The organism is Candidatus Marithrix sp. Canyon 246 (genome assembly GCF_001723685.1).
Lineage (GTDB): Bacteria > Pseudomonadota > Gammaproteobacteria > Beggiatoales > Beggiatoaceae > Marithrix.
Map to the genome: position 1 here is coordinate 1 of NZ_MCBX01000038.1, position 14055 is coordinate 14055.

Annotated in this window: 19 protein-coding genes and 1 pseudogene; 12 read left to right on the forward strand and 8 right to left on the reverse strand. The window is 33.7% G+C overall.

What is annotated here, in order from left to right; genetic code table 11:
- Nucleotides 1–96: 96 nt before the first annotated feature.
- Nucleotides 97–2190, forward strand: coding sequence for a dihydrolipoyl dehydrogenase (lpdA, locus tag BHU68_RS12595; RefSeq protein ID WP_069472825.1), 2094 nt, complete (start codon nucleotides 97–99; stop codon nucleotides 2188–2190).
- 71 nt (nucleotides 2191–2261) lie between these two features.
- Here the strand turns inward: lpdA and BHU68_RS12600 are convergent, their stop codons facing one another.
- Genes BHU68_RS12600 through BHU68_RS12610 form a run of 3 tightly spaced genes read right to left on the reverse strand, consistent with a single transcriptional unit; the run spans nucleotide 2262 to nucleotide 4522 of the window.
- A complete protein-coding gene (locus BHU68_RS12600) occupies nucleotides 2262–2639 on the reverse strand; it encodes a type II toxin-antitoxin system death-on-curing family toxin (protein ID WP_069472389.1) in 378 nt (125 codons plus the stop codon).
- The gene (locus BHU68_RS12605; protein WP_069472390.1) at nucleotides 2639–2821 is read right to left on the reverse strand and encodes a hypothetical protein; all 183 of its coding nucleotides are present in this window, start codon (nucleotides 2819–2821) and stop codon (nucleotides 2639–2641) included. Before BHU68_RS12605 ends, BHU68_RS12600 begins: the two co-directional genes overlap by 1 nt.
- 54 nt (nucleotides 2822–2875) lie before the next feature.
- A complete protein-coding gene (locus tag BHU68_RS12610) occupies nucleotides 2876–4522 on the reverse strand; it encodes a bifunctional metallophosphatase/5'-nucleotidase (RefSeq protein ID WP_069472391.1) in 1647 nt (548 codons plus the stop codon).
- Between the two features lie 88 nt (nucleotides 4523–4610).
- On the opposite strand from BHU68_RS12610, the gene sdhC reads away from it, so the two are divergent.
- The gene (gene sdhC / locus BHU68_RS12615) at nucleotides 4611–4985 is read left to right on the forward strand and encodes a succinate dehydrogenase, cytochrome b556 subunit (protein WP_069472392.1); all 375 of its coding nucleotides are present in this window, start codon (nucleotides 4611–4613) and stop codon (nucleotides 4983–4985) included.
- A complete protein-coding gene (sdhD, locus tag BHU68_RS12620) occupies nucleotides 4982–5356 on the forward strand; it encodes a succinate dehydrogenase, hydrophobic membrane anchor protein (RefSeq protein ID WP_069472393.1) in 375 nt (124 codons plus the stop codon). The genes sdhC and sdhD (BHU68_RS12620) overlap by 4 nt, the downstream gene beginning before the upstream one ends.
- Before the next feature lie 529 nt (nucleotides 5357–5885).
- Here sdhD (BHU68_RS12620) and BHU68_RS12630 read toward each other — a convergent pair.
- Together BHU68_RS12630 and BHU68_RS12635 are read right to left on the reverse strand one after the other, a co-directional pair.
- Nucleotides 5886–6119 (reverse strand): hypothetical protein, encoded by a 234-nt coding sequence (locus tag BHU68_RS12630; RefSeq protein WP_069472395.1) that lies wholly within the window; start codon nucleotides 6117–6119, stop codon nucleotides 5886–5888.
- Complete coding sequence (locus BHU68_RS12635; RefSeq protein WP_141698961.1) at nucleotides 6094–6447, reverse strand: caspase family protein; 354 nt, start codon at nucleotides 6445–6447, stop codon at nucleotides 6094–6096. Before BHU68_RS12635 ends, BHU68_RS12630 begins: the two co-directional genes overlap by 26 nt.
- Nucleotides 6448–6600: 153 nt before the next feature.
- Here BHU68_RS12635 and BHU68_RS17395 point away from each other — a divergent pair, with 153 nt between their 5' ends.
- From BHU68_RS17395 to BHU68_RS12670, 8 genes and pseudogenes are all read left to right on the forward strand, one after another.
- Nucleotides 6601–6843 (forward strand): tetratricopeptide repeat protein, encoded by a 243-nt coding sequence (locus tag BHU68_RS17395; RefSeq protein ID WP_256359141.1) that lies wholly within the window; start codon nucleotides 6601–6603, stop codon nucleotides 6841–6843.
- Nucleotides 6844–6975: 132 nt separating this feature from the next.
- A pseudogene (locus BHU68_RS18430) lies at nucleotides 6976–7125 on the forward strand (tetratricopeptide repeat protein); the annotation flags it as partial.
- Between the two features lie 15 nt (nucleotides 7126–7140).
- Nucleotides 7141–7761 (forward strand): CHAT domain-containing protein, encoded by a 621-nt coding sequence (locus BHU68_RS12645; RefSeq protein ID WP_069472398.1) that lies wholly within the window; start codon nucleotides 7141–7143, stop codon nucleotides 7759–7761.
- A 64-nt stretch (nucleotides 7762–7825) separates the two neighbouring features.
- Entirely contained in the window at nucleotides 7826–8110 is a 285-nt protein-coding gene (sdhD, locus tag BHU68_RS12650) for a succinate dehydrogenase, hydrophobic membrane anchor protein (protein WP_069472399.1), read from the forward strand.
- Nucleotides 8111–8114: 4 nt separating this feature from the next.
- Entirely contained in the window at nucleotides 8115–9653 is a 1539-nt protein-coding gene (locus BHU68_RS12655) for a glycosyltransferase family 2 protein (RefSeq protein ID WP_069472400.1), read from the forward strand.
- Nucleotides 9654–9674: 21 nt separating this feature from the next.
- Nucleotides 9675–10229 carry a caspase family protein gene (locus BHU68_RS12660; protein WP_069472401.1) on the forward strand — a complete coding sequence of 185 codons (555 nt, stop codon included), beginning with the start codon at nucleotides 9675–9677 and terminating at the stop codon, nucleotides 10227–10229.
- Nucleotides 10222–10473, forward strand: coding sequence for a caspase family protein (locus tag BHU68_RS12665; protein ID WP_069472402.1), 252 nt, complete (start codon nucleotides 10222–10224; stop codon nucleotides 10471–10473). Before BHU68_RS12660 ends, BHU68_RS12665 begins: the two co-directional genes overlap by 8 nt.
- A gap of 50 nt (nucleotides 10474–10523) precedes the next feature.
- Nucleotides 10524–11180: a formylglycine-generating enzyme family protein gene (locus BHU68_RS12670; RefSeq protein WP_069472403.1), complete on the forward strand. Its 657-nt coding sequence runs from the start codon at nucleotides 10524–10526 to the stop codon at nucleotides 11178–11180.
- Between the two features lie 231 nt (nucleotides 11181–11411).
- On the opposite strand, the gene BHU68_RS12675 is transcribed toward BHU68_RS12670, so the two are convergent.
- The 3 genes from BHU68_RS12675 to BHU68_RS18435 form a co-directional block, all read right to left on the reverse strand.
- Nucleotides 11412–12329 (reverse strand): OmpA family protein, encoded by a 918-nt coding sequence (locus tag BHU68_RS12675; protein WP_069472404.1) that lies wholly within the window; start codon nucleotides 12327–12329, stop codon nucleotides 11412–11414.
- Between the two features lie 289 nt (nucleotides 12330–12618).
- Nucleotides 12619–12885 carry a BrnA antitoxin family protein gene (locus BHU68_RS12680; RefSeq protein ID WP_069472405.1) on the reverse strand — a complete coding sequence of 89 codons (267 nt, stop codon included), beginning with the start codon at nucleotides 12883–12885 and terminating at the stop codon, nucleotides 12619–12621.
- The gene (locus BHU68_RS18435) at nucleotides 12882–13034 is read right to left on the reverse strand and encodes a BrnT family toxin (RefSeq protein WP_083234149.1); all 153 of its coding nucleotides are present in this window, start codon (nucleotides 13032–13034) and stop codon (nucleotides 12882–12884) included. The genes BHU68_RS12680 and BHU68_RS18435 overlap by 4 nt, the downstream gene beginning before the upstream one ends.
- Before the next feature lie 132 nt (nucleotides 13035–13166).
- Here BHU68_RS18435 and glyQ point away from each other — a divergent pair, with 132 nt between their 5' ends.
- Nucleotides 13167–14054 carry a glycine--tRNA ligase subunit alpha gene (gene glyQ, locus BHU68_RS12685; protein WP_069472406.1) on the forward strand — a complete coding sequence of 296 codons (888 nt, stop codon included), beginning with the start codon at nucleotides 13167–13169 and terminating at the stop codon, nucleotides 14052–14054.
- Nucleotide 14055: the final 1 nt, after the last annotated feature.

Below are 14055 nucleotides of genomic sequence, written 5' to 3' on the forward strand. Positions count from 1 at the left end.
AGATGTGTATAAGAGACAGCCTGATGATTGTGACTTTCTTGGTGGGTTTCGCTATCGCTCTACCCACCCTACAATATTTTTTAAGTTAAATAAAATATGAAAACCAGTAAGATTTTTATCTTTGCTTTAATTTCCATTCTAATAACATTCTTCTTTGTTTTTGATTTACAACAATATTTAAGTCTGGAATATTTTAATCAGCAACGAGCTGCTATTCTGGATTATTATCAAGCCAATCCTTGGCAAACTATATTGATATTTTTTGCGGTTTACGTGCTTGTTACTGGCTTATCTTTACCCGGTGCGGCTTTGATGACGCTGATTGCTGGTGCAATTTTTGGTGTAGTTACAGGCACAATTCTGGTTTCATTTGCTAGCACTATTGGTGCTAGTTTAGCCTTTTTAGTCTCACGTTATTTGTTTAAAGATTTGATACAAAGTCGCTTTACGCAACAATTAGCTTCTATAAATGAAGGTGTTAAAAAAGATGGGGCTTTTTATTTATTTGCTTTACGTTTAGTGCCAGCCTTTCCATTTTTTATCATTAATTTAGTAATGGGTTTAACTCCAATTAAAACATGGACATTTTATTGGGTAAGTCAAGTTGGTATGTTTGCAGGTACTATTGTTTATGTCAATGCAGGAACTCAAATTGCTCAACTTGATTCATTAGCTGGAATTGTATCCCCTGAAATTATCTTATCTTTTGCCTTATTAGGTGTATTTCCTTTGATTGCTAAAAAGTTTATCGAGTATCTAAAAAAACCTAAACATTTTGATACCAATTTAGTGGTTATTGGCGCAGGTGCGGGTGGTTTAGTCAGTTCCTATATTGCTGCTGCGGTGAAAGCTAAGGTTACTTTAATCGAAAAGCATAAAATGGGTGGTGATTGTTTAAATACTGGTTGTGTTCCTAGTAAAGCACTGTTGCGTTCTGCTAAAATGCTATCTTATATGAAACGAGCCTCAGAATATGGTTTTAAAAATGCTAGCGTCGAGTTTGAATTTGCTGAAGTAATGGAACGAGTTCAGCGCGTTATTAAACAAATTGAACCTCATGATTCTGTTGAACGTTATAGCAAATTAGGAGTTGATTGTATTCAAGGCGAAGCAACTATCACTTCACCTTATACAGTAGAAGTCAACGGCAAACAAATCACAACCCGAAATATCATTATTGCCAGCGGCGGCAGACCATTTGTACCTCCAATTCCCGGTTTAGAAGAAAGTGGTTATTTAACTTCTGATACAATTTGGAACCTCAGAACTTTACCAAAAACCTTGGTTATTTTAGGAGGTGGACCAATAGGTTGTGAATTAGCTCAAGCTTTTGCACGCTTAGGGTCAAAAGTAATTCAAATTCAACGTGCTAAGCATATTATGGTGCGTGAAGATACCGAAGTTTCAGAAATAATTGAAGCCAAATTTGCAAAAGAAGGGATTAAAGTATTAACTTCTCACAAAGCTCTACGAGTCGAAGAAAAACAACTAATTTGTGAACATGAAGGCAAAGAAGTATCCATAGCCTTTGATGAAATCCTAGTTGCTGTTGGAAGAGCTGCTAATACTATGGGCTTAGAAAAATTAGGAATTAAATTAACAGCGCGTGGCACCGTAGCAGTTGATCAATATATGCGAACAAATATCCCTACAATTTATGCTTGTGGAGATGTAGCTGGACCATATCAATTTACCCATACTGCTGCTCATCAAGCATGGTATGCCGCTGTAAATGCCCTATTTGGCAAATTCAAGAAATTCAAAGTTGACTACTCCGTAATACCTTGGACAACATTTACTGATCCTGAAGTAGCACGTGTCGGATTAAATGAACAAGATGCAAAGCGGCAAGGTATCAAATATGAAGTAACAAAATATGGAATTGACGACTTAGATCGCGCCATAGCCGACGAAGAAGCACATGGATTTGTAAAAGTACTGACTAAACCGGGCAAAGACAAAATCTTAGGAGTAACAATAGTTGGACATCATGCTGGAGACTTAATAGCCGAATATATACAAGCTATGAAATGGGGAATTGGATTAAACAAAGTTTTAGGAACAATTCACATATATCCCACCCTGACAGAAGCTAATAAATACGCAGCCGGGGAATGGAAACGCGCCCATACACCAGCTAAAGTATTGAAATGGGTTGAAAAATATCATGCTTGGCAACGTAATGCCTAACATAGAAATATGATGTAACTACAGGGATTTAATATACAGACATCCTTGCTTATATACAATCTCTGTAGTTATTAATAAATGTGATTTTGCAACCATTTCAAAAAGGATTCTCTACCCATTTTACTGGCAGCAACTGCTAATATTATGGCTTCTTGTGTATCAACATCAGCTTGTATTTCATAACCATTCATTAGTAATGTGACTTCAATTGCCGCGTGTCCAATACGTTTATTGCCATCAATAAAAGGATGATTGTTAATTAATGAAAAACCTAATGCAGATACTTTTTCTATCAATGTTGGGTAAAGTTCTTGTCCGTCATAACTCATATAAGGTTGCGCCAATGCAGATTCTAAAATACCTTTATCGCGAATACCGATAGAACCACCAGATTGTTCGATAACTCGATTGTGTAATATTAAAATCTGTTCTAGTGTTAATAGTTTCATCAAGATAAACGCTTATACAGTTCTTTATTTTTTTTCAGGGTATAGTCCATAGATTCTTCAAAACTAAAATTACTTGTAGAAGCTATTTCTTGTATTTTAATTTTAGTTTCTGGTAAATTTTTTAATATTTCTAATAGCGCATCATATAGCGAATCTTCTATTTGTATGTTTAATGTTTTCATTATTCTTGAATTCCAAATCCTCAATTAATATGCTTGGCAACGTAATGCCTAACATCACTTATATATTACACCAAACTCCTTTGGAATTTTTAAAGTTTTTATTTGTTTTACATAATCAACAAAGGATTCAGCATAATTAAAATAGGTATTTATTCCTTTTACTTGAGCAAAGGTGTTATAACCATCTTTGCCATCTATTAAGAATGAATTTGTTACTACTTTGTAGTATTTATCTGCTTTTATTGTTTGCCATATTCCTTGTTTGTTTTTTATTTCAATTTGTGTAAATCGTTGGTTAGTTGGTTTATTTTTTTCTATTGTATATCGAATATGTGAACCATAGGGAAAAGCTCCTGTTGAACCTCCATGATCCCAAATATGTGATACCGCATCTTCTAATGCTTGTTTAATTTCAGAGCCTTTCATATTTAACAGATATAATGTATTATTAAATGGCAATAAATTATAAGCATTGTCTATTGTAATATTACCTTTGAATAAATTTGTACGTACTCCACCTCCATTTTGAATAGCAATATCAGGCTCAAAACCTACCTTGTCTAATTGTTGAAAAAATGCTTCTGCTACTATTGGGGCAATATAACTACCATATGGTAATTCTACTCCTGTTGGATGTGTTCCCGGTACGCGAATATGCCATAAATTATCTGCCGCTTGCCCTATAATTTGTTTGCGTAAATTTTCTATTTTGCTGCTATATTCAGCTAATTTAGCGGCAACTATTGGATCTTCTTTTACAGTTTCAATATTGGGATTATTGGCAATTATTTTATTTTTAGAACCTACTAATAATATTGGATTACCCTGACATTTATCAACTTGACCTTTTTTATTAAATTTTACTTCTAACTTACCAACCACATAAGAATATTGCCAAGCATGTACAATACAGACTGGTTCATTTCGAGGTGATAAAACTATTGTGGGATAATCACCTTCACTTGTTAAACCTAAACTTTTGACATCACCTAACAAGGTATGAGAATCTCCACCAACAATGATATCAATACCTGCAACCTGTTTTGCCAGATTCATCTCTTGATGATAACCATAATGGCTTAAAACAATAATTTTATTAATACCTTGCTTTTCCAGCATTTCTACAAAATACTGAGCAGTTTCCACTTCATCCTTAAAAATAACATTCTTATTAGGATTAGAACTATGAACAGTTTTTAGTGTATTGATACCAAGAATAGCAACTTTTTCACCTTCAATATCTTTAATCAGATAAGGTTTAAATAAACCTGCGATTTCATTATTTTGAGAAGCATCAATATTAGCGGCAATTACAGGAAAATTTGCTTGTTTAATAAATTTAGCCAATACGGCTTCACCATCATCAAATTCATGATTACCTAATTCAAAAGCGTCAAAACCAATCAAATTCATTAAAGCGACATCAACATCACCTTTATATAAAGTATAAAAAATCGTACCTTGTAAAGCATCACCAGCATGTAATACTAGAGGATTTTTTAAAGTATTTCTAAGTTGTTTAATTTTAGTAGCAACTCTGGCTAATCCACCTAATTGAACTTCACCAAAAACTAATTTATATGGTTCTGATTCTACATGAGAATGATGATCGTTGATATGAATAATATTAACCGTAGTATTGGCAAATACTGAGGGAGATAAAATGGAAAAAAATAATAAGCTGGAAATTAAATATTTCATAATATATATCTAACACAAAAAATACACATTTTATCATAATCGCATAGTAGAATAAGCATTTTTTATTAGATAATATAATGGATTTACTATGGCAAATAAACGCCCCTTATCACCTCATTTACAAATTTATCAACCTCAATTAACATCTTTGATGTCAATTTTGCATCGTTTAAGCGGTGTGTTTTTATCATTAGGCACTGTGGTTTTAGCTTATTGGTTAATTGCCGCTGCTTCTGGTGCAGAAGCTTATCAACAGGCACAAGATTTATTAGGTTCTTTCTTGGGTTTATTGTTTTTATTTGGATGGTCTTTTGCTTTGTTTTATCATTTATGTAATGGTATTCGTCATTTGTTTTGGGATATTGGTTTGGGTATGGATATTAAGATGGTTTATCTTAGTGGTAAATTGGTTTTGCTAGCAAGTTTTGTTTTAACCGCTTTAGCATGGTGGTTGGCTTTATGAATAATTTAAGAACTCCATTATCTCGTGTACGTCTTTTAGGTTCTGCTAAAGATGGAACTGCTAAGTTTATTCTGCAACGTGTTACTGCGCTAGCTTTAATTCCTTTATTAGTTTGGTTTGTAAGTTCAGTTATATTTTATATTCATAAGGCTGATCATGCCGCTTTAGTTTCTTGGATAACTTCTTCTTGGAATAGCACATTGTTAATTTTGCTACTCATTAATTTGTTTTATCATACTGTAATTGGTTTACAGGAAGTGATAGAAGATTATGTGCATAGTCATTATATGAAGCTATTTATGATCATTTTTATTAAATTTTTCTTTATAACTATCGCGTTTGCTTCAATTTTGGCGGTTTTAAAATTTTAAGTCGAATAATTTTTTTAGTGGCTCATTCTATAGATTATGTAGTAAAAATTTTTTAATCTAACTAAAAAGGTAGTACTTTAATGAAAATTAAATTATATTATTTATTAGCTATAATATATATAGCTTTGTCATCTACTGCTCAAGCAGGTAGCACTCTGAGTGCATTTTGCCCTTATTGGTGATCCAGATGGTAAAGGGAATGATGATAAGGATGGTACCAAATATATATTTTGTGGTTTAAAACCAAATCACACAGTGACCTGTTCTTCTCCTAGTGGAAATTTTTTTCATGTTGTTACAGGTGGACATTATAGCGATATAACTCCAAAATTAATGCTGATTTATCTCTACATTTTGACAAAGCGAAATATGAAACCTTGACTGGTACTTCATATTTATGGGCTGATTTTAGTTTTGCTGGTAAGAATGAACAAGGAAAAATGAGTTGGTATTTGGATAATTGCTGTTGAGTCTTGTAGAGTCGGTGATAACCGACCCTACAGATACTGATTCCATTCGTGCGTAAGGATCAGGAAAAATAGTGTAAATGCCATGCTTTGGGCTGATATTTATCAGATATGAATAATAATCTTGATCTGATTTCCGCTGTTCGTTTAAAAATATTATTCCAAGTATCATTGGCTTGTGCTTGCTGTAAATTCTGCATCCAATACCACGTAAAGACTCCATAATATTTATTTGTTTCCATTGGTAATTCAATTGCAGATTCATATTCTCTAGCAGCACCAATGCGAATACCCATATGAGTTTGTAATTTTGGATATTGTTTTAAACACAACGTTATTACTACTACGGGCAGCATAAGACACCCAAGTTTGATCTTTACCACTGAGTTCATCACCATTTAAATCAAGAGTTTGTGAACCATGACCAGAATAATATATATAAACAAAATCATTAGCTTGAACGCGCTGAATTAACTTTTTAAAGCCATTTTCAATACCAGTATGAGTGGCTTGTTTATTGCTAAGAATGATAAAAATATCATTTATTGGACCTTTTAGCGAATTGAAAGGCGTTTGACTATAATCCTCAATAGCAATCAACAAGGCATGTTTATCGGCAGCCATTAGCTTGATTGAGATTATTTGTGATATAATTAATAATATTAATGTATAATGCAAGATTAAGTAACTGATGTTACATACTAGCATTTTGTCATTATCAAACACCGTCTAGGAATAAATTCCAAGGCTCAAAGCTTAAGTGCCTTAGAAATTAGAATTAATGTATTAGGTGTCAGACACAAAGACACTTTATTACTTGCTAATGACTTAGGATTGATATATAAAAATTCAAATAAATTTGCTGAAGCTTTAGATTTATTTGAGTCAATTTATCCTATCTCTACAGCAGAATTTGGAAAAAAAGACTCTGATACAATTATTATAATGAGCCATTTAGCTACTGTTTATCAAGACTTAGGACAATTAAAAAACAGCTTTAGATTTGCTGGAAAAGGCTGAAATTTTATCTAAGTATTTAGCAAATAAGCATGAACGAAGATTAATGATTACTAATAATTTAGCTAGTACTTACAGCGATTTAGGAATGTATAATCAAGCCTTTATTATAAATTAGGGTGATTAAATGAAGCTTTATCTTTATATAAAAATTGTTATCACATATGTAAAGCAGTATTAGGCGAAAACCATCCTGATACTCTATCATCTGTTAGCAATTTAGCTTATTTATATAAAGAAAAAGGCAATATCAAAGAAGCAATTAAACATTTTGAAAAACTAGTTATCCGCATAGAAGATTTGCGAACTAAGAATTTATCTGCTGAAAATAGTCAAGTTATATTTCAAGGATGGATAGATGAATATTTTAATCTTTCCCGTTTATACATTAATACTTTGCATTTTAATGGCAAACAAGTAATTGCTAATCATGATGTTAGTTATGTACAATCCTTATCAGTATTAAAAATGTTGCATCAACGCCAACAACAATATAAAAAGATTAAGAATAGAGGAACATTATTGGCAATGGGTGCCCCGCTTTATGATTCAGTGCGAATTTATAAACAAAATGCCGCAACTGAAACCACATTACAAAAGTTAAATAAACAAGGCATCTTAGCCAAATACCGTTATTTAGTTTTGTCATCACATGGTTATCTAAACTCCCAAATTCCTGAATTATCAGCAATTGTATTAGGGCAAGTAAATAATCCAGCCGGCAATAAGAATACATTGTTTACACTGTGGTCAATATCTGATGAAATAACAGTAGAATTTGTTACCAGCTTTTTTAAAAAATTAAAGGCTGGTATAAAACAAATAAAAGCACTAGCGGCAACTAAACGCGAATTTATTAAAAAAGGTGGGCGTTATAGTAATCCTAAATATTGGGCGGCGTTTGTGTTGTATGGGAATTAATAGTAAAATAAACGTATTATCTTATATCTAATAATGGATTTACTATGATAAATAAACCCAAATTATGACCGTGCTGAGTATACTTTGGTTTGTAAGTTCAATTATATTTTATATTCATAAAGCTGATCATGCCGCTTTAGTTTCTTGGATAGCTTCTGCTTGGAATAGCGAATTGTTAATTTTGCTACTAATTAATTTATTTTATCATACTGTAATTGGTTTACAGGAAGTGATAGAAGATTATGTGTATCATCATTACATGAAGTTATTTATGATCATTTCTATCAAATTTTTCTTTATAACTATCGCGCTTGCTTCAATTTTGGCGGTTTTAAAAATGGCTGTCTAACATTATGTTTTTTAAAAAATCAATACCTATTATCGACACTCCAACTGAAGCTGATTTGAAGTCTTGGGCTTATGGTGAGTGGATTGAGTATCAAGCTTGGTTGTTTCATCATGGCTTTTTAACTTTATATGATTGGCAACTGTTGCGTAATCAAGCTCAATGTTGGAAACAACGCCCCTTATTAAGTGTTATTACTCCGGTTTTTAATACTGCTCCTGATTATTTGGCTGAGTGTGTTTATTCTGTGCAAACTCAGGCTTATCCAAATTGGGAAATGTGTTTGGTTGATGATGGAAGTGATAATCCTGCTACTATTGCATGTTTAGAGCAGCTTGTTAAGGATGATCCGCGTTTGCATTTACATCGTTTTTCTGAAAATCAAGGTATTTGTCATGCCACTAATCAGGCTTTAGCTATGGCGCATGGTGAATATGTGGTTTTTTTGGATCATGATGATCGTCTTGCGCCTGATGCTTTGTATGAAGTTGTAAAATTATTACGCAAATATCCAACTACTGATATTGTTTATTCTGATCGTGATATGTTGTCTCCCAATAACAAACGCTTTATGCACTTATTTAAGCCAGATTGGTCTCCTGAAACTTTATTATCTGGTAATTATTTATTTCATTTATTGGTTTATCGACGCGATTTATTGGAAAAATTGGGAGGTGTGCGCGTTGGTAAAGAGGGTTCACAAGATTATGATTTGATTTTACGTGCCGCTGAATTACAACCACAAGTACGACATCTTGCCAAAGTATTATATCATTGGCGACAACATGAACAGTCAGTGGCACTGGAACATAATGCCAAAGATTATGCTTATCAGGCTGGAATTGCAGCCTTAGAAGAGGCTTTAGAACGGCGATCTTTATCCGCTGATGTTAGTGAAAACAAAGAGTTATGGAGAGGACATTATCGAGTACGTTTGCAGGTATCAGAATCTAAATCTTATCAAATATTACAGTTGAATCAGATTAATCAAGCTTGTGAAGCTGATTATTTGGTAATTTTAGGGCAACTTGATTATGATCAAGAATCTATAAGAGAATTAATCTCTTGGTTAGAAATTGAAGATGTTGGTATTGTAACAGGAAAAGTAGTTGATCAACAAGGAAAATTGATACATGCAGGATTAGTACAGCGTCATAATGGAATACCTTTAGCTTTATATGAAGGATTCCCTGAAAATACTCCGGCTTATATGGCGATTACCGCAATTGTACATAATGTAAGCATTCCACAAGTAAATTGTTGTGTAATCAGACGCTCTTTGTGGCAACAATTAGGTGGCTTAAATACGGATTATAGTGGTGCTTATGCAATGTTAGATTTTGCTTTACGGGCTTTAACTAGCGGCAAACGTATAGTTTATACACCATTTGCGCGTTTTGTAGCTACTAGTGAATGGCAACAAATAGAATGGCTGGAACAAGATAGACAAATTTTTGTTGAAAAATGGAATACATGGCTTAGAAAGGGTGATCCGTATTATAATCCATATTTAAGTTTAGATGTTGTTGATATGGGATTGATGTAAAATTAAAAATAGGAACTTTGTGTGTTAAAAAACCTTTCAATTATTGTAATTTTAGCCACTATCATTAGTGCTTGTAATGATGATGCTAGTTCGCCGGTTGTTGATTTTCCTCCGCCTGAATTGTCGCATAAGCGCACGGCTTTGGTTATTGGTAATTCTCATTATACTAATCATATTTTTCCGGTTTTGGAAAATCCTGTTAATGATGCTAAGGATTTGGCGGTGGTTTTGCGCAAGTTGGGATTTGAGGTTATTGAGTTGTTTGATGCTATTGGTCAGTTTCGTGATAAGTTACTTATTAATAAGGGGGTTGGTTTGTTTTATTATTCTGGGCATGGTGTTGATTATGCGGGTAAGAATCATTTGATTCCTTTGGGTAATAAGATTGAGGTTTCTTATGATGTTGATGAGACTGCTGAGACTATTGCTGTTAGTTATGTGTTGAATGAGATGCAGAAGGCTGGTAATCATATGAATTTTTTGGTTTTGGATGCTTGTCGTAAGGCGCGGAAAATTAAGGCAAGTAATAAATCTGATGATAAGGGTATGAAGGCTATTCCTGAGTGGTTTGGGTGAGCGTAATAGTCCTTATGTTAAGCATTTAATAAGGTTTATACAGGAACCTAATTTGTCTGTTGAGGGGATGTTTAAGAAAGTTGGTGCGGCTGTTGTAAATGAGACTAATCAGCAGCAGGAGCCGGGCTTTTATACTCAGTTGTATGATCCTTTTTCTTTTAATCCTCAAGCAGTAAAGCCTAAAGTTGTTGATAATTCTTCTGAGCTTTTGAAAAGAATATCTGAATTGGAGTTAAGAAAGTAAAAAGTAAAGTCTTTCAAGATCGTTTAAAAGATGGTGGTTTTGCTCCAGAGATGGTTAGAATCCCGGCTGGTTCTTTTAGGATGGGTGGTGAATATTCAGATGAAAAGCAACATGATGTTTCGGTTGATAGCTTTGCTATGGGTAAATATGAAGTTACCTTTGCTGAATATGATAAGTTTGCTGATGCTACTGGTAGAGAAAAGCCTAGTGATAGAGGCTGGGGGCGTGGTAATCGTCCAGTAATTAATGTTTCTTGGAATGATGCAACAGCTTATTCAAAATGGCTTAGTAATCAAACAGGTAAAACTTATCGTCTGCCTACTGAGGCTGAATGGGAATATGCAGCTAGGGCTGGTACGCAGACTAAGTATTGGTGGGGTAATGAGATTGGTAACAATAAAGCGAACTGTAATTCTGATTGTGGAGATAGTTTTGAATATACATCGCCAGTAGGTTCATTTGCTGCTAATAAATTTGGTTTATATGATACTTCAGGAAATGTATGGGAGTGGACTTGCTCAGAATGGGATAATCCATATAATGGCAATGAAAAACAATGCGTTACAACTGGAAATAGTTTGTCCATTCGCGGCGGCTCGTGGAACTACTTCGCGAGGGTCGTGCGCTCGGCTTTCCGCGGCAGGTTCAAGCCGTCGTTCCGCAACAACAGCGTGGGCTTCCGGGTCTCCATGCTCGTAACCCTTTAAACTTTATCACTTTTACCCTTTTAATTTTTTTAAAATTATAATCTCGTTTCTTTTTCTGATTAGTTTTCACTAATCAGAATTTATTAGCGTGGAAGCCCCCGGCAGGGCGATTTTTTTTAGGAATATCCTTGCTTATATGCAATCTATGTAGTTTTTTTGGGGCTATTGGTTGTACTCAAGATTCTATGTTAAGTACAACCAATAGTAATAACAACGAATAGTTAGTGCTATTCAATCACCAAGCTTAATTTCCACTCGCCGATTTTTAGTATAAGCAGCATCAAATTCACCAACTGCTACTGGGCGAGTGTTTCCATAACCAGCAGTTTTCATACGATTAATCTCAACACCGCCTAAAGCTAATGCTTGTTTAATTGACTTAGCGCGATTTACTGATAATTGCCAATTTAAATGTTTACTTTCTTCTGTGCTTCTACCAGTAAAAAGTTGATTATCTGAATGCCCATAAATTGCAATTTTATTAACATTTTCAATAATTAAAGTGCTAGCAATATAATTCAATTGTTTACTTGATATTAAACTTAAATCAGACTTACCAGTTTCAAATTGCAGATTTCTAAAAGTTATGACAGTTGTTAAAATAGCTTTGGTTGCGCCTGACGTGCTTATTGATTTAAATTTGCTTTCACATTGTTTTGTTAATTTAGCCATTTTTTCTAATCGTTGCTTGTTATAGAGTAAAGCTAAATTTTCTGTAGTTATAATTTCGCCTTGTTCCACATTACGATAACGATTAGCCTCTAATAATTTAGTTACACGTTTACGAGCATGAAAATATTTGGTACAAACTTGTAAATATGCCTCCAAACTAAGAGCATATTGCTTTTGAAGATAAAAAACATCAGCAATACCAACCCAAGCTTCAAATAATTGTGGATTAAATTTTAGAGCTTGACGATAATGAGACAAAGCCAAATCATATTGACGCTGATTTTCTAACAAATTAGCAAAATTATTATGAGCAACAGCATGACTAGGGCAAAGATCCAAAGCATATTTCAATAAAGTTTTCTCTTGCGACGGCTGCAAAAAATAAGAACGCTTAACTAAAGAATTAGCCTGATCACAAAGATTAGCCATTAAAATGTTAGGTGTTATTAGTATTATGAGTAGGATTATTTTTTTCATGATAATTCTCCTTAATGTTTATTGCTGGAATTTATATAATATCATTATAGAATTCTTTTGTAGGTTGGGTTAGCTTTTTTTACGCAGTAAAAAAACGTAACCCAACAAGAATGTGCCATAAAATAATATATTTTGTAGTAAATGTTGGGTTACGTTTTTTTGCTTTGCAAAAAAATCTAACCCAACCTACAGAATAAATTTTAGCAGCTATTACATCCGTGCTTATATGCAATCTATGTAGTTTTTTTTGGGGTAAAAATTCAAAGTTGCGCTTTGTACTCCTGTATTATTAAAAACTAGAAAGTTCTTTTTCTACACGTTCAGCCAAAAAAAATTTCAACAATTCTTGATAAGATACATCCCATTTATTAGCCAAGGTTTTCAGCCCATCAAGTATTGATTCGGGTAATTGAATCGAAATCGTTTCAACTGAGGGTTTCAAATTATGCATAGAAACTTGTTCAGCCTTATCCCAATCCACATATTCGGTAGAATCATGTGCAGCCCAAAAATCACGTTCTTGTTCTTCAGTTTTAAAACTAGGTAAGGTTTTCATAACAGACTATATCTCCTTTTTTCATTTCTAGTCATATCGCGTGCTGAAATGACACGAATTAAATTATTACGAATAGTAAAACAGATAAATAATTTTCGTCTGGTATTAGTTTTACCTAACGCAAAATATCTTTGTTTGCTTGGTAATATATAATTGGATTATATTTATATAATATCAATTTCATCCTACACACACCACGTCAAACTGGTAAAATCACCTTAATGTTGCAATTGATAAATGCAACATCAATTATATTAACATAAAAACCAAAGGAAACATAAGTGTCATCAAAAACCACATTTCAAGAATTAATTCTGAGCCTACAAAATTATTGGGCTGAACAAGGTTGTGTTTTACAGCAACCATATGATATGGAAGTAGGGGCTGGAACTTTTCATCCAGCTACATTTTTAAGGGCTATTGGTCCAGAGCCGTGGAGTGCCGCTTATGTGCAACCTTCACGTCGTCCAACTGATGGACGTTATGGTGAAAATCCTAACCGCTTACAACATTACTATCAATTTCAAGTGGTTATAAAACCATCACCGCTGAATATTCAAGAATTATACTTAAATTCATTAAAAAAACTAGGTATTAATCCCTTAGTGCATGACATTCGTTTTGTAGAAGATAATTGGGAATCTCCTACTCTTGGAGCATGGGGCTTAGGTTGGGAAGTATGGCTCAATGGCATGGAAGTTACACAATTCACCTACTTTCAACAAGTCGGCGGCTTAGAATGTAAACCAGTTACCGGTGAAATTACCTATGGTTTAGAACGTATAGCCATGTACTTACAAGGCGTAGAAAGTGTCTATGACTTAGTTTGGACTGATGGAGTTAGTTATGGAGATGTATTTCATCAGAATGAAGTCGAAATGTCAACTTATAATTTTGAATATGCCCCAGTCGATGACTTATTTCATTTTTTTGATGTTTATGAACGCGAAAGCACTAATTTAATCGAAAAAAATCTACCATTACCAGCTTATGAAATGATGCTTAAAACTTCTCATACCTTTAACTTATTAGATGCACGTAATGCTATCTCTGTTACCGAGCGGCAACGTTATATTTTACGAGTACGAACTTTAGCACGCGCAGTAGCAAAAGCTTATTATGATCGTCGTGAAGCCTTAAATTTCCCAATGACTGCAAAGGATGCTTAAC